Source organism: Alishewanella maricola (genome assembly GCF_016343785.1).
Taxonomy (GTDB): domain Bacteria; phylum Pseudomonadota; class Gammaproteobacteria; order Enterobacterales; family Alteromonadaceae; genus Alishewanella; species Alishewanella maricola.
Genome location: NZ_JAEINI020000008.1, coordinates 98,904 through 121,292 on the forward strand (window position 1 = coordinate 98,904; position 22,389 = coordinate 121,292).

The window sequence follows — 22,389 nt, forward strand, 5'->3', positions numbered from 1 at the left end:
AGTAAGGCATCTAATTGTTATTTTTGGAGTGACTATGTTGTCATGTCGTTTAGCTGTGCTCAGTGCTATGGTAGTCAGTACCTCTCTCGCGGCCAGCGAACCCTTACCTAAATTGAATTTAACCGCAAATATCACCGTTTCAGGCTTGTCTTCCGGCGGGTATATGGCCGGTCAGTTTCATCAAGCTTATGCTGAAGAAGTGACGGGGGTCGCCATTTTAGCCGCTGGGCCGGTTAACTGTGCTCAAGGCGATTTACGTATTGCTATGGGGCACTGCATGGCGAACCCGAACTCAGAGCCTGATTTAGCCTCTATTGAAACGAAACTGAATCAGTTACGCGAGGCGGGAGAATTAGCACCACTGAGCGCGGTACAAGGCGCTAAAGTGTGGTTGTTCAATGGCAGTGCCGATCAAACCGTGTCAGCTAAAGTCGGCGCGGCCTTAGCCAAACAATATACTCATTGGTTACCTGCAGCGCAGTTAGCCGTTGTGGCCGATCAACCTTTTGCTCACCACTTTCCCACGGCAAAAGCCGGTTTGACTGAGTGTGATAAATCAGAATCACCTTTTATCGCCAGTTGTCAGTATGACGCTGCAGCAAAACTACTGGGCCATATCTTGGCTAAACCTTTAAAAGCCGCTACGGATCCGATTGGTCAGTTACTGAAACTGGATCAACACCAGTTAGCACCCGCCAGCCAAGGTCAGTTAGCACAATATGGTTATGTGTATATCCCACAAAGCTGTGCTGCCGGTCAACGTTGTGACTTGCACATTAGCTTTCATGGCTGTCGACAAGACGCTAGCCAGATCGGAGAAGCCTATCTTCGACAAACCGGTTTAAATGACTATGCTGAAGCCAATCAACTGGTGGTGTTATATCCGCAAGTTGAAAAAAGCACGTTAAACCCGTTTGGCTGTTGGGATTGGTGGGGCTATAGCGCAAGCAATTACCTCACCAAAAAAGGCCCACAGAACCTTGCCGTAAAACAATTGGCGGCGGCTCTGCGTTAACACTCTAACAAGAGGCGGTGTTTGCGGACGCCGCCAATAATTGCTCCAAACAATGCTGCTCTACTCCATAAAACTGCTTTAAAGCGGCAATCTTGGCTAACACAGCGCTATTATCCTCAGGGCTTTGGCGCTTTGTTGCTAAGATCATTTTGTTCTTACTGGTATGTTCCAACGAAATAAACTCAAACACCTTGGTCTGATAGCCGTGTGCTTCTAATAGCAATGCGCGCAAACTGTCGGTGAGCATTTCTGCTTCCTGCCCCAAATGTATACCATGCTGTAGCATGGGGGCTAGCACGTCGGGTAAGCGTACCTGAGGGCGAATTTCTTTATGACAACAGGGTGAGCACATGATGATCTCAGCTCCGGTACGGATCCCCATATGCAGTGCGTGATCCGTCGCGGTATCACAAGCATGTAACGCCACCATAATATTAATGCCCCGAGCTTTAAAGTGCTTTACATCACCTTGTTCAAAATCCAGCCCGCTTAACCCCAGCGTTTGCGCCGTGTTATTACATAAATCCACTAAAGGTTGGCGCAACTCTACACCGGTAACCTGCACCGTTAGACCTAAGGTATGAGTAAAGTAATCATGCATAGCAAAGGTTAAATAAGCCTTACCCGAGCCAAAATCGGCTACGCGTAACTGTTGCCGCTGACTCAAACCGGTTTCTTTTACCGCAGCCGCTAAAATTTCGACAAACTTATTCAGCTGTTTCCATTTATTGGATAGCGCCGGAATAATCTGACCTTGCTGATCAGTGACCCCTAACGCTTTTAAAAACGGCTGGCTTTGCTCGACATAGCGCTGCTTTTGCCGATTATGACTGGCCACACTGACCGTTTGCGTGTGTTGGGTTTGGCAGCTTAATAAAAACTTGCCTTTTTTACTTAAACTAAGCTGACATTGCTGTGTGCTTGTTTGTAAATTCGCTTGCCGAAAGTCATTCTGTACTAAGCCGGCAATTAGGCTAAGGGCCTGCTCTGGTAATAGGTTTTTTGTGATGTGATTCGTTTGATAATGATAAACACACTTTAATTGCCATTGTGCTTTAAGTTGCACGGGTGTCATTTCTAAGCGTTGTAGAGCGGCTTCGAGGCCGTGGTATTTACTCAACACCACTTTCACCAGTTGCTCAGCCCGCAGGGCGTGCTGTAACACTTCGATAAACTGTTGATAGTTTGCTTGCACTTGCATCGCAATACTCCTAAAGGATCGGCGCCAGCAAATGAGCCGCACGTGCAAACACACGATGCCACCAAGGCTGAGCCTGTAATTCGGTTAAGTTCATTTGGCGCGACCGCGCAAAATCATGCTGAAATTGTGCCGCCAAGTTCTGTACAAAGGTGTCATCAAGCACCAGTGCCGTAATTTCAAAATTTAGTCGAAACGAGCGATTATCTAGATTAATGGTGCCCACTGCGGCGAGTTGTTGATCAACAATAAAGCTTTTAGCATGCAAAAAACCCTGCTGATAACGATAAATGCTTACGCCCGCATCCAATAAAGGCCCAATAAAAGCATAGGCTGCATGGGTGACCAACACATTGTCTGTCCGCTCTGGGATCAATACCCGTACATCAACACCGCGAAGCGCCGCCAGTTTTAACGCCGCTAATGTGCCTTCATCTGGCACAAAGTATGGGCTGGAAATCCAAAACCGATGTTTGGCACTGTGTATGGCATGCTGGAGCAGTAAACTGGCCGTTTCAAATCGATCTGCAGGGCCTGAGGGTAAGATTAATACCGCAGCATCACCCTTTGCTGCGGCCTGGGCTTGCCATTGTAATGCCGGCAGGCCGTCGGTACTCCAAAACCAATCTTCCACAAAAGACAGCTGCAAGGCTTGTACTGCGGGGCCCGTTAATTTTAAATGGGTATCTCGCCATGCGCCATAGCGCGGATCCTGCCCCAAATATTCATCACCCACATTTAAGCCCCCTAACCAGCCGAATTGACCATCCGCAATCACGATTTTGCGATGATTGCGAAAATTCAGTTGGAAACGGTTACCCGGGCCTTTAGTGGATTGAAATGGCCGAATATCAACACCGGCGGTTCGTAATGCGCGAATATACTGATGCGGCAAACGATAGCTACCAATTTCATCATATAAAAAATACACTTTCACGCCAGCGCGCGCTTTATCAATCAGCAATTGCTGCAACTGGCGACCTAATTCATCGTCTCTAACAATGTAGAATTGTACCAGCACATACGCTTCTGCAGCTCGGATCCCAGCAAACATGCTAGCAAAACTCTGTGCACCATCAATTAATAATTCTGGTTGATTACCGGTTAAAAACGGCATTTTAGCTAGTCGTTCCACCGCATCTAACTGACTTACTGCTAAGGTTTCATCACGAATAAAGGGATCAACACTGCTGGTTTTTAACTGATGCTTGGCTGCTAATTCGTTATCCGTAGACTGTCGGGAAATCACATACCCCTGAAATCGACTGCGGCCAAAAATCCAATAAGCCGGCACGGCAACATAAGGCATGGTATTAAGCGACACTAACCAAGCAATACTGCCTTGCGCGGTACGAGATGACATCAAGGCATCAACTGAAGACAACAAACCTGACAGATGAAATAAGGCAAGAAAGAGTAGTAACAGACGGCGTTTTTTACTTAACCCTGAATGGCTAGGGCTATCACTATCGCTAGTAGTGCGCTGCAGCGCTTGCTGCAGTAATTTTTTTATGCGAAGCATGACACGTTAACCTACCCTTTAAAGCCACGCTGTAGTTTAACATGGCGCCAAGCAGAAGGGATGCCGTTAGGCTGTTTGGGCAAAATCAACGTTCATTTCAAAGAGTTGTGCACGATTACGCAATACGCGGATCACGCTGCCGCGAGTGAGCAACTTACCCGCTAAGGTTTCGCCTTTGGTCAGCAGTAAACATTCGATACATTCTAAGTCTGAGGCGACCACTAAAGCAGGAATAATATCTTTACCCTGTAATTGCACTAACTGATATAAACCAATGTCTTGTTGGCGCTGAGTAACGAAATACCAGCTTTTATGCGCAGATAATTGGCGATAACGATTAGCTAAGGCGTGCAAAGCAAACTGTTCTCGCTCTTCATCACTCAAGGGCAAAGGTAATAACACATCATGAAAACGCCAAAACGCCTCAGCTTCCTCTAACGAAAAAGGCTGTGAGACGATTTTTTGATTGAGCACAGCGCCCGTTAACTCGGAAGTGAACGATGACGATGCACTCAATGTTAACAACAAACGATCTGAATTTTGGCAATAATACCAAACCCAATGTTCTGATGGCGTTAACATCTGATGTTCTTTACTCCTTGAAACAGAACAGATAACTACAAAGTACTATAGCACGCAGATCAGATTTGAAAAGCGCAATTCACATTAAAAACGCTTTTTTATAGCGATTCAACGATGTTTTTCACGAGTTTAGGGCCATGATAGATAAAACCGGTGTAAACTTGCAACAGATCAGCCCCTGCCGAAAGTTTTGCTTGCGCTGAAGCTGAATTGTTGATACCGCCCACCCCAATAATAGGAAAGTCCTTACCTACTTTATGGCGTAATTGAGCAATGACTTCCGTACTTTTGTGTTGTACGGGTAAACCACTTAAGCCACCTGCTTCATTGGCAAAAGGTAAATTCACCACTTGGCTTCGATCTAAAGTGGTATTGGTGGCAATAGCACCGTCCATTTTACTGCGCAGTAAGGTATCAGCGACTTGTTCCACCGCGATTAAATCCATATCCGGTGCTATCTTCACGAAAACCGGCACATACTTATCATATTGAGCTTGTAAGTCTAATTGCTCGTTTTTTACCGCCATTAATAAATCGAGTAAGGCTTCACCAAATTGTAAATCACGTAAGCCCGGCGTATTTGGCGAAGAAATATTGACCGTGATATAGCTGGCATGGGCGTAAACCTTGCGCATACAGTGAATATAGTCATCTTTACCCTGCTCGTTCGGGGTATCTTTGTTTTTACCAATATTAATACCCAGCACGCCTTTGTATTGGCTGTTTTTGACATTGTTAACGAGATAGTCAACACCTTTATTGTTAAAGCCCATGCGATTAATAATGGCTTCGGCTTGTGGTAAACGGAACATCCGCGGCTTATCATTACCCGCTTGTGGCCGTGGCGTTACTGTACCTACTTCAATAAAGCCAAAACCCATTTGGCCAAAAGCATCAATACAATCCGCATTTTTATCTAGACCGGCGGCTAAACCAACCGGGTTATCAAAATGGATCCCTGCTATCGTTTTGGGTTTTGCCACTAATTGTTGCCGCCATAAGCCTGCAACAGGAGAATGCGCTAGCCGTTTTAGGCTGCCTAAAGCGAAGTCATGCGAGCGTTCAGCATCACAGGTAAATAACAGTTTCTTGGTCAATGAATAAAACATAGTTGGTCCTGCAATAAAAAACCCCGGAAAAACCGGGGTATTGTAATGACTTTAAGGCTAAAACAACAGCATCAAACTGACTGACTTAACAACATCAATTCACGCATCGCCACTGAGAATTTTGCAAATTCATGACTTTGCGTTGTTTTAAACTCGGCTAACATTGAGCGCCAGCGCTCAACTAAGCTATGGTGTTGATCTAACCAATTGTCAATTATTTCGTCGGTATCACAAGCATTACCGCAGTTTTTCACCACTACCGCAGTTAAACCTCGTTGTTGCCAATCTAATTCTTCACGATAAGAGGCACGTGCCAGCGCTTGCCAGTGGTTGGCAACCGGTTGACGCGTGATTTGCTCGAGGAACCAATGTAACTCCAGCTTGTCGCCCAGTTTGAAGTAAATTTCTGACACCATCGCTAATGGCAGTTGTTGATTATCCGCAACTTGGGCAATATCCATTACCGAAAATACCGTGCTTAACTGCGTCAGATAACGGGCAATCTCAGCCGGGATACACTGTTCAGTTAACACCTTGCTCTTTTCCGTTAATTCCTGCATTTCACGCTCGGCCACGTATTTCGACAGATCGTGAACCAGATCATTATAAGCAGGCTGGAAGAAAGCAATCGTTTGTTTGATATCCAATGACTTGTCACGATGACGCACAAACCAACGCGTGGCACGGCGAATAGTACGACGTAACTGGAACAGCACACGGCTTTGTAAATCTGCGGCAATTTTATTGTCGAGTAATTCTAATTGTTTCCAATGGCTTCCCACTTCAAACAACTCACGGACGATAGCATAACAAATGGCCACTTCCGATACTGAGGCGCCCGTTTCTTCGAACATTCGTTGCACAAAGTTAGGTCCCATTTCATTAACCAGCATATTGGCCAGTTTAGTGGCAATAATTTCGGCTTTTAACGGGTGCTGGCTGATTTGCTCAGCAAACTTTGTTTGCAATACTTTTGGAAAAGCGCCACTGAGTAACTGTTGGAAATAGGCATTATCCGAGATATCTGGCGTAACTAAACGCTCTTTTAATACCATCTTGCCATAGGCCGTTAGGATAGCCAGTTCTGGACGCGTTAAGCCCATGCCTTTAGCCATACGATCGGCAAGATCATCATCAGAAGGTAAGAATTCTAATTCACGATTTAGCTTACCGTCTTTTTCTAAAGCGTGGATAAAACGGGTGTATTCTTTAATTTGCTCAGAGCCGAGTAATGAAGACAAGCTAATGCTTTGCGTTTGACGGTAACAATCTTTAATCACGATTGCCGCCACATCATCCGTCATTTCGTTTAACAACTTATTACGTTGTTTGATGGTTAAATCACCACCTGTGACAAGCGCATTCAAGAGTATCTTGATATTAACTTCGTTATCAGAGCAGGTGACACCACCGACGTTATCAACGAAGTCGGTATTGATACGACCACCGTTGTTAGCAAACTCGATACGACCACGCTGCGTCGCACCTAAGTTACCCCCTTCACCGAAGATCTTCGCTTTTAAATCACGTCCATTCACCCGCAGGGCTTCTGAGCCACGATCGCCCACTTCAGCATGACTTTCATTCGTCGCTTTCAGATAAGTACCGATACCACCGTTCCAAATTAAATCCACTGGCATGGTTAAGCATTCACGAATTAATTCATTCGGCGTCATGGTCGCTTTGCTCGTGCCTAACATCTCTTTCATTTGTGGTGAAAGTTTGATGGATTTCGCACTACGACTGAAAATAGCACCACCTTCTGAAATCAATGACTTGTCATAGTCATCCCAAGTTGATGTCGGCAGATTAAATAAACGCTCGCGCTCTTTAAACGAGCTGGCCGCATCAGGATTCGGGTCAACGAAGATATGCATATGGTTAAATGCCACTTGCAAGCGGATATGTTTTGACAACAACATACCGTTACCAAATACGTCACCGGCCATATCACCGATACCGACACAGGTAAAATCGGTCGTTTGACAATTGATGCCAATTTCACGGAAGTGGCGTTTAACCGCTTCCCAACCGCCGCGAGCAGTAATACCCATCTTCTTGTGATCGTAGCCATTAGAGCCACCTGAGGCGAAGGCATCACCTAACCAGAAGGAATACTCTTCCGAAATACCGTTTGATATATCTGAGAAGGTCGCCGTGCCTTTATCTGCTGCGACGACGAGATACGGATCATCTTCATCTAAACGCACAACATCAGTAGGTGGAACGATACTGCCTTGCACGATATTGTCGGTAATATCTAACAAACCACGAATAAAGGTGCGATAGCAATCTTTACCTTCATTGATAAAGGCTTCGCGCCCGCCGGTTTCCGGTAGTTTTTTACATACAAAACCGCCTTTTGCACCTGACGGCACAATAACGGTGTTTTTAACTTGCTGGGCTTTAACCAAGCCAAGCACTTCGGTACGGAAATCTTCGCGTCGATCTGACCAACGTAGCCCACCACGCGCCACCTTACCAAAGCGTAAATGCACACCTTCAACCCGGGGTGAATAAACGAAAATTTCAAACATCGGTAGCGGCAATGGCACTTCAGGGATCAGATCAGGTTTGATCTTAAATGAGATGTATGGCTTGTCGCTGTAATCAGCCGCTTTTTGATAATAGTTGGTACGCAAGGTTGCGTTAATCATATCGACGAAACGGCGGATAATCCTATCATCATCCAAGTTAGCGACATTTTCTAACTGTGCGGCAATTTGCTCTTCCAGTTTTTCAATCGTCTTAGCGGTAGCTTTCGATTTTGGATCGAACTTCAAGCTGAACAACTGCACCAATAAACTGGCTAAACCCGCATAACGCGAGAACGTATTTTCAACGTAAGCCTGCGAGAAGGTGCTACCAATTTGCCGTTTATACTTAGCATACGCACGAATAATTGACGCTTCACGACCAGTAATGCCTGCACCTAAAATTAAGCGGTTGAAACCATCGTCTTCTAACTGCCCTAACCAAACTTTGGTTAAAGAATCTTGAAAGCTTTGTTGTGCTGCAGCAAAGTCGGCCGGTAACTCCCCCGTTAACTCCATAGCGAAGTTTAAGATCCAACTAACAGAACCATCCGGACACTTCACCGCATAAGGCGTTTCACCGATAACCCGTAAACCGAAGTTCTCTAACATCGGTAACACATCAGATAAGTGGATAGGATGATCTTTATGGAATAAGTTTAAACGTACTGCTTTGCTGTCTTTGCTCTCTTCTTGTGGCCGGTAGAACAACATTTCCAGCTTATGTTCAGCATTTAAGCCTTCTAACTTACCGATATCAACCAAGGCATCATTCGGTAACATGTCTTCTTTATAGGCACGTGGAAAGGCATGTAAATACTTACGACTAAGGTCACGACCTTTGGCTTCGCCATAAACACCAATTAAGGCTGTTTCGAGTTTATCTTCCCAAGTACGGGCGGCTTCAACCAGGTTACGTTCAATTTCTTTCACTTTATACTCAACTTGGCGGTCATTGATCCGCACCAAATAATGGGTGCGGGCCAACACAGATTCAGAGAAATAGGTAGTAAACTCAACTGGCTCAGTCGATCCTAAAGCTTGTGCCAGTAAGGCTTGCGTATCTTTACGTAATTGCGTGTTATAGCGTTCTCGCGGCACATAAACCATCGCCGTAACAAAGCGGCCAAAGGTATCTGCACGCAAAAATAAACGTGTCATGTCACGCTCCTGCATTTGCAGTACGCCCATGCTCACATCTAATAATTCATCAACGTTCGCTTGTAATAATTCATCACGCGGATACGTTTCTAAAATATTCAATAACGCTTTGTAGGCATGTGTGCCCACCGCGAATTCTGAACGGGTCATCACTTGTTGCAGTTTACTTTGCAGTAATGGAATATCTGCTGCACTGTTGTTGTACAAACTGGATGAATAAAGACCGATAAAGCGATCCTCACCCACCACCTTACCATTCTTATCAAAACGCTTGATACCGATATAATCGATATAGGCTGGGCGATGTACACGAGATTTATTGTTGGTTTTGGTTAGTACCAGCAACGAGCTATTTAACGCTTGCACACGGCCACGCTCGGGTAATTCGGATAACATCAAATCACGTGGTTCAGAACGACGCATTAAGCCGAGCGCACTGTCTTTATGAGCAACAATTTGGTAATCGCCTTTTACCGGATTAATGTCATAAGCGCGATAACCCAGTAAAGTGAAGTTATCTTTCACTAACCAATTTAAAAACGCCGTAGTTTCGGCGATGTCTTCTTTGCTGGCTTTACCCGCATGCTTAGGTAATGCCGCGATCACCGCTTCTAATTTTTGCTTAGCCGGTTGCCAATCTTGCACAGCTAAAGACACATCTTCCATCACAGACAACAACTCGGCTTTTAACGCGTCGATAGCGCTAGCATCCGTCATCCGGTCAATTTCAATATGAAACACGGTTTGTTGTGTGGTGGGATCGGTTAAACGACCTAATTTTGAAAAATCGGTTATGGTGCCGTCTTTCTCTCGCTTAGTTTGCAGCGGGTTGTGTAATAACAGGTGTGCGGTAATGCCATGACGGGTTAACGCCATTCGCACCGAATCAACTAAAAATGGCATATCTTGCACAACTAACTCAACAATAGTGTGCTTAGATTCCCACCCATGGCGAGCCAGTTCAGGGTTAAACACCCGGATCCGTGCGGCAGCATCGGCATGCTGATTTAATGTTTGCCATAAACTGAGGGCAGCACCATAGAGATCACTGTCATTACGACCGACTAAATCTTCGTTGGACATATTTCCATAGAGGGTTAAAGCAAACTTTTCGACTAACGTTACCTGCTCTTTTACTTTTTGTTTGATGAGCTTGCTGACGTTTTGTAGTAACACTGAGGGTAGACTGTCTAACTTGGTCATTATTATTACATCCTTTTATCAATCACTGCGAGGTCGCATGATCCACAAAATTATAAGGGATGGTGCAGGTGCAGTGTAGTAATTATTGTAGCGCTTTTGAAGTGATATTTCTGGCTTTTATGCTGGTTAAACCAGTGTTTAGCCTGAAGATTTGGTTGATTATTCAAGCACCCTAAATAGAAAATGGCCTTACGGCCATTTTCTCATTGCATCACTGCATAAATATGTCAAAACGCGTTAAGCGCAATCGCTTAGTTTTTGCGCCAAAAGAAGCTCGCCAGTGCCGGTAAAACCACAATAGCGCCGAGCATATTGACAATAAACATGAAGGTTAACAGGATCCCCATATCTACCTGGAACTTCAGTGCTGAAAACACCCAGGTGCTTACACCAATCGCTAAGGTGATACCAGTAAACAAGACTGCGCTGCCCCGCTCTTTTAAGGCTTCAAAATAAGCTTGGCGCAGTGGCATACCTTCACGCAACTGCTGGCTCATTGTTGATAAAATATAAATGCCGTAATCAACACCAATCCCCACACCCAGCGCAATCACTGGCAACGTCGATACGGTTAAACCGATTTCTAGTTTCGTCATTAACGCGGTCGCTAACACGGATACGACATACAGCGGGATAATCACGGCAGCCGTTGCCCGAACAGAGCGGAAACTCAGTAAACACAATACGATGACCGCAGCATAGACATACCACATCATCGGTTGTTGCGCATCGCTCACCGCCTCGTTGGTGGCGGCCATCACCCCTGCAGGGCCTGTCGCTAACGCAAACCGCGTTTGCTCATCACCTAATTCTGCACCGTATTGCTTCACCGCAGCAACAACACGCTCGATGGTTTCAGCTTTGTGATCTTCTAAAAACAACATCACTGGCATCACCGAACAATCGGCGTTAAGTAAACCCGTGCTGGTTTCAACGCGCGAAGACGCTTGCACCAAACTTTGTGTGTTACGGGGTAAAACTCGCCATTTCGCATTACCTTCGTTGTAGGCTGCGTTAATCACTTTTGATACCGACGGCAAAGAAACGGCTGACTGCACCCCAGGTACATTTTCCATTAACCAGTGAAATTGATCGATCCGATCCATTATTTCATGATGAGTACAAGCACTTGGAATGGTTTCAACCATCACATTGATATAATCCACTGAAATTGCAAAACGGTCGGTGATCATAAAGGTATCTTGGTTATAACGAGAGTCTTCATGTAAAGCCGGAGCACCGGCATGCAGATCACCGATTTTTAACTGCTGGCTTTGCCAATGGCCATAAGCAAATAACAAGGCCGTAGCGAGTAAAATGACCGTTGCATAAGGCCGAGTTGCGAAGGCCGATAAGGCCATCCATACCTTTTCCGCGCGCAGATTAGGCGCAGCTACTTTTTGCTTGTACTTATCGCTAAAGCGCACAAACGACATTAACACCGGTAACAACACCAAGTTAGTCAGGATGATCACAGCAACACCTAAACTGGCTGTGATAGCAAGCTCACGGATCACGCCAATTTCGATAATTAATAGCGTTAAGAAACCCACCGTATCCGATAACAGCGCCACACCGCCTGGTACTAACAATTTGCGGAAGCTGGCTTGGGCGGCCGTTTTTGCATTCATGCCGCTAGCAACCCGTTTACCGGTGGAGTTAATCATTTGCACACCATGACTTACACCAATGGCAAAGACTAAAAACGGTACCAGTATCGACATCGGATCGATACCAAAACCCAGTACCGTTAATAAACCAATTTGCCAAACCACCGCAATTAATGAACAAGCAATGGGCAATACTGTAAGCATTAACGAGCCGGAGAACAAAAATACCATGATGGAAGTGATTACAATCGCAACGCCAAAGAACGCCACGACACCCTTAGCACCTTCAGCCACATCGCCAACCATTTTGGCAAAACCAATAATATGCACACTGATTTGCTCAGATTGATATTTTGCCCGAATGTCGTTTTCTAACGTCGAGGCAAAAGCAATGGTATCGACGGGTAAGTTGGTTTCTGGATCCAACTCTAATAACGAAGCGGTGATCATGGCACAACTGTAATCGTCAGCAACCATCCGGCCAACCACACCGGCTTTTTCGGTATTTTCTTTTACTTTGGCAAGACCACGCGCGTCAGCCGTAAAATTAGCCGGGATCACTGGGCCACCAGCAAAACCATCTTCTACCACTTCAATAAAACGCGTACTAGGACTGAACAGAGATTTAACTAATACCCGCTCAATACCGGGTGTATACACCACATCATCGTGGGCACGACGAAAGCTATCAAAAAAATTGGCGTTGAAAATATCACCACTGGCATCGCACATGGCGATCAGAATGTTATTTGCACCACCAAAATCCGCTTCATGCTTCAGATAGGTTTGCATGTATTCATGCTTTAAGGGGATGTTCTTACTAAAAGCGGCATCCAATTTAATGTCTGTTGCTTTAAACAACAGCAATAACGTGGTGAGTGCAAAAAGCACAATCACGATCAGCCGATGCCGAAACAAGCCAATTTCAATTTTATTTACCAGCCAATTCATACTCATATTATTCAGACTTACTTAATGGTGTTAATTTAATGCCTACCTCAGTGACCAATAACAACTGCTCACCTAGGGCGACACCATTTAAAATAGCGCGACCATCGGCTTGTGACATATCTTGAAAACTTTGACCGTTATCTTCGCTTCGCAGCAGTGCGCCAGCATTACCAGTAATAAACAGTCGACCTGCTGAATCAGCAAAAAGACTGTTGAGGGTAGCAGACACCGGCAAATCAATTTGCTGCCAACTATCGCCATCATCCTCACTTAAAAAAACGTGCCCGCGTAAACCCGCAGTCACAATACTGCCCTGTTCGGTGCGATGCACAGCAAACAACGAGCCATTGTAAAATTCTTCTAAACGCTGCCAACTAGCGCCGGCGTCGTCACTTTTGGCCATAAAACCCGCTTCGCCCACCATGATGATTTGCTGATCGTTGACAATTAACCGATTAAAATGTGGCAACACCGACTCGCGTTCTAGTAAATACATTTCAGGATCGGTTTCTTCTAAATCAGCTAAATATTCAGCGTCATCTGCTGAAACTAAGGTTTTGTGGAAGGTCGGTTGCCAAGACACTCCACCATCAGACGTCGTAAAAAACAGACCGTATGCGCCAATAGCCAAGCCTTGTTGCCGATTGAAAAAATAAATATCCATCAAAGGCTTATCTTGTTCTGGCAGAAATTGCTGCAGTTGCCAGTTTTTGCCACCATCTTGAGTATGTAAAATGGTCGCGTCGTGCCCAACCGCCCAGCCATACTGATCGTCTGTAAAATAGACCGAAGTAAGTAATGATTGAACAGGCACAGTAGCTTGTTGCCAGTTTTTGGCATCATTGCTCAGCAATATGTGACCACGTTGACCCACAGCTGCAAAACCTTGCTGCCCGACCTTGACCACATCAGTTAAGAGCGATTGGCTTGCCAACGGCATCATATAAGCCGCTTTAGGCGACATTTCGGTGTTTTCGTCTGCATCGCTGGCGTGTGCATAAGCACCCTGAACCAGGAACATCGCGGCCAGACATCCGGTAAAAATTTTGTTATACATGAGCTGAGTTCACTCTGCTTAGCGCGTCAGTTAATTAAAATATAGCAGTGAATGACACTGGTCTTGTTAAAAAAAAGGCTGGCTACTAGCCAGCCTTGTTTCGAACTAAGTGTTATCGAGTACCTTCACGACGCAGCGAAGCTGGTGTGAAATCATTATCAGACAGGGTTACCGAGAAATCATACATCTTGTCTTCGTTATCTAAACCGATAGCGATATAACGACGAGAGTTCAAATCGTGATACACCTCTAAAGTACTCCAGTGCGTTGGCACTTCGTAGTAGTTCAAGCCATGAGCAACAGCAACACGATACAAATCACCACGGTTGTCATATAAATCCGCTACATGGATCTGCCAGCTGTCTTCATCAATAAAGAATACTCGCTTACCATAAACATGACGGGTACCTTCTTTTAAGGTTGCTTCAACCACCCAAACACGGTGCTTTTCATAACGCACATGTTCTGGATTAATATGACCGGCTTGCAAAATATCGTCATACTTAAGTGTGTTGCTATGCAGTTTGTAATCGTTGTAGGCAATAAACATTTCCTGTTTGCCTTTTAACGTCCACTCATAACGATCTGGAGAACCGTTGAACATATCGAAATCGTCCGTGGTACGCAGACCATCTGACGCAGTACCTGGTGCATCATAAGCCACGTTTGGTGCGCGACGAACACGACGCTGACCGGTGTTATAAGTCCATGCTTGGCGCGGTGTTGCCACCTGGTCCATGGTTTCGTGCACCAACAACGCTGTACCCGCTAAACGCGCAGGTGAGTTTACGCTTTGTTTAAAGCGGAACAGGATGTTTTCCGCTTCTAATGCAGTCGGCGTCGCATCAGGATGTGAATACTTGAACATGATTTCTTCGTCAAAACCAATGATCGTGAAAGTACCATTCGACGTCGGTGCAGCTTGGCCACCATTACGAGAAGCGGCTACACCACGGTAACGTACAATGTGGTTCCAAACCGCCTCAACACCGTTAGATGGCACAGGGAACGGGATACCAATAGCGGCATTGCGTAAACCATTGCCCCCCTGCACTAACTCAGCACTACCAGCAATTTGTTTAGTCGCATCATAAAAGTACTGTGGAAAAGACGCACTACGGCGTGTTGGGTAGATATTCATTTTGAATGTATCAGGATACAAATCAAATAAAGCAATTTGGCCAGGGCTTAAAAACTGACGATACTGCTCAAGATTCGCTTTGCTGATAGTAAATAACACTTTGTCATCAGCAAATGGGTTTGGATGGTGATTACCCGGGGTAAAACCCGCTGGAGCAGATTTAATACCACCAGTCCATTCCGGAATAGAACCATCGGCATTGCCCGCGCGTTCTGCGCCAATTGGCGTAAGATCTTGACCTAAACGGGCAACTTGATCAGCCGGTAATTTAGCCAGTGCATTACAGCTGAACACTAACGCTACAGCTGAAGCTAACAGGGTGAGTTTTTTCATAATTCGTGCTCGTCCCTTAAATAGAGTATTTAATATTGAATGAAATAAAATCGCGATCAGCAATGTTGTTTGTTGTACCAACACCATCCCAGAACCAGTTGTAACTGAGTTCACCAGACCATTTACTCAAATAATCGAAAGACAAGGCGTAAGATGCCGACTTACGATCTTCAACAAACATAAACAGTGGGTCAGGTGTAATACCATTCACGTCATGTGATAACACTAAACGTTGAGATAAGTTCACCCCAGCAAACACGTTATTGTAATCAGCTTTTGCTAAGATCCGGTAACCCCAGGCTGACGCAGTTGGGAACGGGTTTGTTTCAGCACCATTTGATAAGCCAGTATGCAAACCATCTGACACGCCATTAGCACCAATTAACGGGCCACCGCTACGATCGGTGCTGGGCCCGTTTAAGCGCAATACGTCTTGGCTAGGCATATTGTTGATTCTGACACCACCGACTTCAGCCAACATCGTAAAGTTATCAGCACCTAACATTGGGCCAAACAAATGGGTTAAGGTGACTTGAGCTTGTGCCGTATCACGCAGGATATAACCTTGCGCATAGTTACCTGGTGTAGCTTTTACGCCAATGTCACGACCTAACTGAGAAATACCCGCTAAATCAGGACGTAAACCTGCATTGGCTAACTGCTCTGGCATACCCGCGTATAAAATCTCCACGTCATCAATTTGTAGAGGATCATCTTGACGGTAAGAAATCTCACCCGCTACAGAGGTGGTGCCTAAGTTAGTGTTAAAACTAAAACCGTACAATTTGATATCTTCAGGGTATTCTAAAATACCCTTTGAGAACGCTTGTAGATTTTGTACATTGCTGGCATCTAAGTTACCGGCGTTTTGTACCAAGTAACCAATATCAGATTGAATAGCGGCCGAGCTAAAATTAGAAGCCACCCCTGAAATAACAGGTACACGACTATGGTAGTTCATGTAATACAGTGCAAATTCGGTATCACCTAAGCTAGGTGCAAAATACTCAAATTTAATACCATACTGACCGCCATTTTCAGGCGTTGTTTCACCTGCAGAGCCGGCTGGACGTAATGCAACTTTTGTTGGGTAGGCTAAGTATAATTGCGCCGCTTGCGCTGCACTGACTTGACCCGCGGCAACCGCAGCACCTAAACCATTTAAGTTTTGTAGCAAGAACGCCAGATCAATATCTGGGTTACCAGCAAAACCTAACTGAATGTTTTGTGCATAACCACCGCGACCGGCAAAGTCGTTAGTAGAAAAATAAGTGCCTGGAGGCGGTAAATAACTTTCTTGCCAATCGTATTGGTAAAACATTTCTGTCGACAGGTTTTCAGTTAAACCTACCGATACGGTAAACATACCCGTTGGAATAAAGGCTTCTTTTAAATCGGCGCCTGGTGCACGTAAAATACCTACGTCAACGGGTGTAATGTTTATACCGTGTGGAATGAAAGTACTTTCACCCCAGCTTAGTACTTGATTACCTAAACGCACGGTCACCGGCGTCATACCGTCATTGAAAGAAAAGTTGCCATAGATGTATGCATCTAATAAGCGAATATCTTTACAGGCTAACTCGCTTGAACGATCGTCAGCGCATGGGTCAACACTAGCACCACTTAACGGATTGCTATAAGCAAAGTTACCGTTGTTCAGTGCAGTGTCGTAAAAATACATAAACCGGCCAAAAAAGCCGATGTTATCTTTAGTGATGGAAACTTCGTGTAAGCCTTTAAATAAGCTACTGAACATATCACCACGATCAAAATTCAAATTACCCGCATCACCGTTGCTTGAATAAGCACCTGGTTGAGCCCAGATATCAGCAGAGGGGTAAATCACGTTAGTGGCAGCGTTATAGCCTGTCCAATCAAAACGTGGATGGTTTACTTTCGAAATGGTATCCCAGTTGCGTTCTTCAGTACGCCAGCTGGCACCGTATGAGAAAGTTGAATCGAAAACGATATCAACATCACCTAAGCTAAAGGATGCTGCCTGTGCAGGTGCATAGGCGAGCATGAGCAGCGCGGCAGTGACACCCGCAGCTAATGGGCTTTTTGCAAAGCGGTTGGGACTTTTTAACATGTTGTTGTCTCCCCCCTGTCTAACAGGTTATGGTCTGTTCTTTTAGTTGTGATCTGTTTCTTATGCCCAAGCATAAGCAGACTCTATCACTAAAATAATTACATCATTTTTGGGCGTTAGCAAGGCTTGCTACAGCGTAAATCTATTGATTTACATTCATTTTTTCGTTTTTTAGCCAATATGGCATGCGATTTGGTCAGACCACAGTTTGACCCATCAGGACAGACCAGAGACCAAAACCAACAAAGCATTGATTAATAAAGAAATAACACAAATCAAATTAAGAATATTCAGCAAGCCATCGTTTGAAGTTATTACTCTAATTAATTTTCTCTAAGCTAAAGAAATCTCCGTTGTTGGTCAAGGTTAATAGAAATCGTCCTCGGATCCCCAATTGACTAATAAAAGGTTTAAAGTGCTTAAAAGCCAATTGGATACGTTCGCCACTGTCTGCAGTAACAATAACATAGCGTATTTCACCGCGGTAAAACTGCTGACACTTCTCAGTTGAAATAAAACCGGAGAACAGGTACTGGCGATTCATGGCAAGCTTTTGCTGACTTTTTCAAAGACATCATCCGATAAACCAGGCTGGGCCAACAATGCCGATAGCATGGCAATTAATTGCTGCTGACGTGCTTTATCATAACGTCGCCAAGACAATAATGGCGTCAATAAACGCGCGGCTAATTGTGGATTGACCGGATCTAATTTACTGACAACATCGGCTAGTAACTGATACCCCTTGCCATCTGCCCGATGAAATTGTTGCGGATTACGCTGTGAAAAGGCACTGTATAATGCGCGGATGCGATTTGGGTTTTTCCAACTAAACCAACTGCGCTCAGTAACTTGCTGCATCTTACTAAAAACATCATCACTTAGCGTAACGGCAACCAAGTTACTGTATTTATCCATAACTTGGACATTGGCATGATACTGTTGCGCAAATTGCTCTAACAACTGCGCTGCGCTTGGCAAAGCCGCCGCTTGTGCCGATTGCAACGCGGCTAAACGATCGGTCATATTATCAGCCTGCTGATAATGCTGCGCCACCCAATTCTCCCCCTCTGTAGTCAAGGCTAAATAACCTAAACAGCGCCGCTTTAAGGCACGCTTTGCTACCGCCTGTTCACTGTATTGATAAGACTCGCGAGTGATTTGCTGATAACAAGCAGCAAAATCGGCCTGTAAACTTTTCGCTATCTGCTGCTGCAGCAAGGTGAGACATTGCAATAAGGCTGCTACCGGGATCTCATGATATTGCCCTGCCAAAGTATCAAAATCAGGCAAGGTTAATAGCTCTGCCGTTAAAGCCAGATCGGCTAACGGCTGTAGCAACCAGCCACGAAATACCGCGATTAATTCAGCTGATAACACGGGTGTTTGCTGCTGTTTTATCGCTTCAGCAATTAATAACGACCAATATTGTTGCATCGCATCCCAACGCGCTAAACCATTACTGGCGCTGCTGGCAATCATTAATAAATCGGTTGTTTGATAACTAGTATGTAATTTTACCGGTGCTGAAAAATCTTCTAACCACACCACTAACGGTTGTTGAGGTATTTGATCAAATTTAAACTGTTGTTGCTGCTCAGACAGGAGTAATAGCTCAGCCCGAGCGGGAGTACCATCTTGATAGAGCAATTCGATCCGTACCGGGATCAGTAAAGGCAATTTCTCTGCTTGCTCAGCACTGGCAGGAGTAAATTGGCTAATATCTAACGTTAATTGCTGGTTTGCTGCATCATATTGCTGTTTTACCGTAAGCTCAGGTGTGCCGGACTGATTATACCAACGCCTAAACTGCGTTAAATCAATACCACTGGCATCTTGCATTGCTTGAACAAAATCATCGCAGGTAACCGCCTGGCCATCATGGCGTTGCAAATACAGCTTTAAACCTGCACTGAAGCCTGCTTTACCTAAAATGGTTTGCAACATGCGGATCACTTCGGCGCCTTTGTCGTACACCGTTACCGTATAGAAATTGTTCATCTCGATCACTTGCTCAGGTCGGATCGGATGCGCCATTGGGCTGGCATCTTCGGCGAACTGGGCGGTGCGCATAACTTTAACGGCATCAATTCGATTGAGGGTGGGTGAGCCCATATCCGCACTGAATTCTTGATCGCGAAAAACCGTTAAACCTTCTTTCAAACTTAACTGAAACCAATCACGGCAGGTCACGCGATTGCCCGTCCAGTTATGAAAATATTCATGGCCAATAATAGATTCAATATTAAAATAATCTAAATCTGTAGCTGACTGCGCATCCGCTAAAACAAATTTACTATTAAAAACATTTAAGCCTTTATTTTCCATCGCGCCCATATTAAAAAAATCAACAGCGACGACCATGTAGCGATCTAAATCATATTCCAAACCAAAGCGTGTCTCATCCCAGCGCATCGCCCGCTTTAGTGAAGCCATAGCAAATTCAGTTCGCGGTAAATCGCCCTTCTGCACATAACACTCAAGCAGCACTGAACGCCCTGAAGCGGTAACAAAGTTATCGCTAAGACAATCAAAATCCCCCGCGACTAAAGCAAATAAATAAGCGGGTTTGGGGAAGGGATCTTCCCAACGCACTACACGACGACCATCAGATAAGGTTTGCTCACTGATTTTATTGCCATTTGATAATAAAAACGGCAATGCATGATTATCGGTAATGATGGTCGTGCTAAATATCGCTAGGACATCAGGGCGATCGGGATAATAAGTAATACGCCGAAAACCTTCTGCTTCGCACTGGGTGCAATACACACCATCGGCTAAGTATAAGCCCTCTAAAGCGGTATTTTGCGCTGGGTTAATTAGCGTAACAATTTCTAATTCCCCCTCATCAGGGGCATTGCTTAACGTTAAGCTATCAGCGGTAAGTTCGTACTGGCCAGCAGTTAAAGTTTCACCGTTTAACGTAATGCTCTCTAAAATTAATTGTTGACCATCTAACACCATATTACCTGGCATATTACGCTTAAAACGCAATATAGACGTCACCCGAGTTGCCGTGGCAGCCAGTTCAAAGGTTAAATCAATGGTACGAATAGTAAAACAAGGAGGTTGATAGTCTGCAAGCCGTTTGGGTTGACGATGTAAAGTGTCGTTCATAAAAAATCCTGTGTTGAAGCCGCTGTTCAATAACAAAAACCTAAACAAGATCTGATGCGGCTAACTCAGTCGGGCGGCTTTTCGCCTTTTTCATAAAATCGTTACTTATCACCACAAACCAGCCTGAGGCTAGATTATGGGATAAGTAAAACAAAGCCCTTATCGCCATAACTAGACGTTAGCATTAAGATCATCAGCTTCAGGCGTTTAAGCATCAGCGAAGATAGTAAATATAATGAATTTAATTTGCCAATACGCGTTCAGCCACTGATTTAGGAGGCGTCAGTTTTAGGATTTTTATGCCCATGTAAGCATAAATTACGGCCAATATTGGGTTAATTAAATTAAAGAACGCATAAATAAAGTAATCCAGTGGGTTCACATTTAATACACCATGCATATAAGCACCGCAGGTGTTCCATGGGATCAAGGGGCTGGTGATCGTGCCACCATCTTCTAGCGCTCGAGATAAATTTACGGAGGCCAAATTACGCCGTTCATATTCCTCTTTAAACATCCGCCCAGGCATCACAATCGAAATATATTGATCTGCCGTTAAAATATTGGTTGCTAAACAGGTGCCCATGGTACTGACTATCAATGAACCACTGCTGCGAGCTAACTTTAAGATGGCTTCAACAAACTTGCGTAGCAAACCGATGTGTTCAACCACAGCGCCAAACACCATAGCACTAAAAATTAACCAAATGGTATTGAGCATGCTGGCCATACCACCGCCACTGAGTAAGTCATCCATACTTTCGTTACCGGTAGAGATAGAGAAGCCGGCGAATAAGGTTTGCCAAATGATTTTAAAAACAGCCACGGCGCGCGGTAAATCATCCGATGCTAAACGGCTAAGGAGATCATCTTGAAATAATACCGCCCACACACCGCCCAACAAGGCACCAATGAAGACGGTAGGAAATGCAGGGACTTTTTTGATCGCCATGACCAACAGCACTAATAACGGTACTAATGACCATAAACTAATATTGAATTGTTGCTGTAAGATGTTACTAATGTCAGTGATATGCTGGAAATCCGCAGAAACATCGCTGTTAAAGCCAATGATCACAAAGCCAAACAGCGCCAGAATAATACTTGGAATAGTCGTCCACAACATATGACGAATATGCTCAAAAAGATCGGCACCAGCCACTGCAGGAGCAAGGTTGGTCGTTTCACTTAATGGCGAAATTTTATCGCCAAAATAGGCCCCTGACACAATAGCACCAGCCGCAATAGCGGGAGACAACCCTAAGCCACTCGCTACACCAATTAAGGCGACACCAATGGTAGCGGCCGTTGTCCAACTGCTGCCGATACTCATGGCAACGATAGCACACAGCAGGCAACTGGCGGCATAAAACCAAGAAGGATTTAAAAGCTGCAAACCATAATAGATTAAAGTGGGAACCGTGCCCGATAATAACCAAGTACCAATTAACGCGCCTACCGCCAATAAGATCAACACCGCGGCTAAGGACACCGAGATGCCTTTGACGATCGCTTGTTCGATGCTTTGCCAATGGTAACCGTTTTTCAAACCAATTAAGGCCGCGACTGCTGCGGCAATGAATAACGCAATTTGATTGGGCCCGTATGAGGAATCATCTTTAAACAGGTAAACCGAACAACCAAGTAACGTAATTAATACCACCATGGGTATTAACGCATCTAACATACTGGGGGATTTTGGCGCTGCCATCGTTATAAGGCCCTTTTATAATTATTATGGTGTCTTTTTTGTAACATAAA

Annotated in this window: 13 protein-coding genes; 1 reads left to right on the forward strand and 12 read right to left on the reverse strand. The window is 44.8% G+C overall.

From position 1 onward, the window contains the following. The first annotated feature begins 34 nt into the window (after positions 1–34). Positions 35–1,015: an extracellular catalytic domain type 2 short-chain-length polyhydroxyalkanoate depolymerase gene (locus JAO78_RS12355; protein WP_226751667.1), complete on the forward strand. Its 981-nt coding sequence runs from the start codon at positions 35–37 to the stop codon at positions 1,013–1,015. A 4-nt stretch (positions 1,016–1,019) separates the two neighbouring features. Here JAO78_RS12355 and JAO78_RS12360 read toward each other — a convergent pair whose 3' ends face one another. The 12 genes from JAO78_RS12360 to nhaC form a co-directional block, all read right to left on the reverse strand. Further along, positions 1,020–2,216, reverse strand: coding sequence for a class I SAM-dependent methyltransferase (locus JAO78_RS12360; RefSeq protein WP_226751668.1), 1,197 nt, complete (start codon positions 2,214–2,216; stop codon positions 1,020–1,022). A 10-nt stretch (positions 2,217–2,226) separates the two neighbouring features. Then, entirely contained in the window at positions 2,227–3,735 is a 1,509-nt protein-coding gene (gene cls / locus JAO78_RS12365) for a cardiolipin synthase (protein WP_226751669.1), read from the reverse strand. Between the two features lie 66 nt (positions 3,736–3,801). Then, on the reverse strand, positions 3,802–4,317 hold the full coding sequence (locus JAO78_RS12370; protein ID WP_226751670.1) for a cell division protein ZapC domain-containing protein: 516 nt from the start codon (positions 4,315–4,317) through the stop codon (positions 3,802–3,804). A gap of 98 nt (positions 4,318–4,415) precedes the next feature. Then, positions 4,416–5,426, reverse strand: a complete 1,011-nt coding sequence (gene pyrD / locus JAO78_RS12375) for a quinone-dependent dihydroorotate dehydrogenase (protein ID WP_226751671.1) — start codon at positions 5,424–5,426, stop codon at positions 4,416–4,418. Positions 5,427–5,497: 71 nt separating this feature from the next. Continuing rightward, the gene (locus tag JAO78_RS12380) at positions 5,498–10,324 is read right to left on the reverse strand and encodes an NAD-glutamate dehydrogenase (RefSeq protein WP_226751672.1); all 4,827 of its coding nucleotides are present in this window, start codon (positions 10,322–10,324) and stop codon (positions 5,498–5,500) included. A gap of 251 nt (positions 10,325–10,575) precedes the next feature. Further along, the gene (locus tag JAO78_RS12385) at positions 10,576–12,885 is read right to left on the reverse strand and encodes an efflux RND transporter permease subunit (RefSeq protein WP_226751689.1); all 2,310 of its coding nucleotides are present in this window, start codon (positions 12,883–12,885) and stop codon (positions 10,576–10,578) included. A gap of 7 nt (positions 12,886–12,892) precedes the next feature. Further along, positions 12,893–13,906, reverse strand: a complete 1,014-nt coding sequence (locus JAO78_RS12390; protein ID WP_226751673.1) for a WD40/YVTN/BNR-like repeat-containing protein — start codon at positions 13,904–13,906, stop codon at positions 12,893–12,895. Between the two features lie 148 nt (positions 13,907–14,054). Continuing rightward, positions 14,055–15,419: a DUF1329 domain-containing protein gene (locus tag JAO78_RS12395; protein WP_226751690.1), complete on the reverse strand. Its 1,365-nt coding sequence runs from the start codon at positions 15,417–15,419 to the stop codon at positions 14,055–14,057. A 13-nt stretch (positions 15,420–15,432) separates the two neighbouring features. Next, on the reverse strand, positions 15,433–17,508 hold the full coding sequence (locus JAO78_RS12400; RefSeq protein ID WP_226751674.1) for a DUF1302 domain-containing protein: 2,076 nt from the start codon (positions 17,506–17,508) through the stop codon (positions 15,433–15,435). Positions 17,509–17,827: 319 nt separating this feature from the next. Further along, complete coding sequence (locus JAO78_RS12405; protein ID WP_226751675.1) at positions 17,828–18,052, reverse strand: DUF2835 family protein; 225 nt, start codon at positions 18,050–18,052, stop codon at positions 17,828–17,830. Continuing rightward, entirely contained in the window at positions 18,049–20,628 is a 2,580-nt protein-coding gene (pepN, locus tag JAO78_RS12410; RefSeq protein ID WP_226751676.1) for an aminopeptidase N, read from the reverse strand. The genes JAO78_RS12405 and pepN overlap by 4 nt, the downstream gene beginning before the upstream one ends. A gap of 241 nt (positions 20,629–20,869) precedes the next feature. Continuing rightward, on the reverse strand, positions 20,870–22,339 hold the full coding sequence (gene nhaC, locus JAO78_RS12415; protein WP_226751677.1) for a Na+/H+ antiporter NhaC: 1,470 nt from the start codon (positions 22,337–22,339) through the stop codon (positions 20,870–20,872). Between the last annotated feature and the right edge of the window lie 50 nt (positions 22,340–22,389).

Coding starts and splice junctions, on each gene's coding strand:
- JAO78_RS12380 (WP_226751672.1), bottom strand. CDS start 10,324: ATGACCAAGTTAGACAGTCTACCCTCAGTGTTACTACAAAACGTCAGC.
- JAO78_RS12390 (WP_226751673.1), bottom strand. CDS start 13,906: ATGTTCCTGGTTCAGGGTGCTTATGCACACGCCAGCGATGCAGACGAA.
- JAO78_RS12355 (WP_226751667.1), top strand. CDS start 35: ATGTTGTCATGTCGTTTAGCTGTGCTCAGTGCTATGGTAGTCAGTACC.
- JAO78_RS12385 (WP_226751689.1), bottom strand. CDS start 12,885: ATGAATTGGCTGGTAAATAAAATTGAAATTGGCTTGTTTCGGCATCGG.
- JAO78_RS12370 (WP_226751670.1), bottom strand. CDS start 4,317: ATGTTAACGCCATCAGAACATTGGGTTTGGTATTATTGCCAAAATTCA.
- JAO78_RS12400 (WP_226751674.1), bottom strand. CDS start 17,508: ATGTTAAAAAGTCCCAACCGCTTTGCAAAAAGCCCATTAGCTGCGGGT.
- cls (WP_226751669.1), bottom strand. CDS start 3,735: ATGCTTCGCATAAAAAAATTACTGCAGCAAGCGCTGCAGCGCACTACT.
- JAO78_RS12360 (WP_226751668.1), bottom strand. CDS start 2,216: ATGCAAGTGCAAGCAAACTATCAACAGTTTATCGAAGTGTTACAGCAC.
- JAO78_RS12405 (WP_226751675.1), bottom strand. CDS start 18,052: ATGAATCGCCAGTACCTGTTCTCCGGTTTTATTTCAACTGAGAAGTGT.
- pyrD (WP_226751671.1), bottom strand. CDS start 5,426: ATGTTTTATTCATTGACCAAGAAACTGTTATTTACCTGTGATGCTGAA.
- nhaC (WP_226751677.1), bottom strand. CDS start 22,339: ATGGCAGCGCCAAAATCCCCCAGTATGTTAGATGCGTTAATACCCATG.
- pepN (WP_226751676.1), bottom strand. CDS start 20,628: ATGAACGACACTTTACATCGTCAACCCAAACGGCTTGCAGACTATCAA.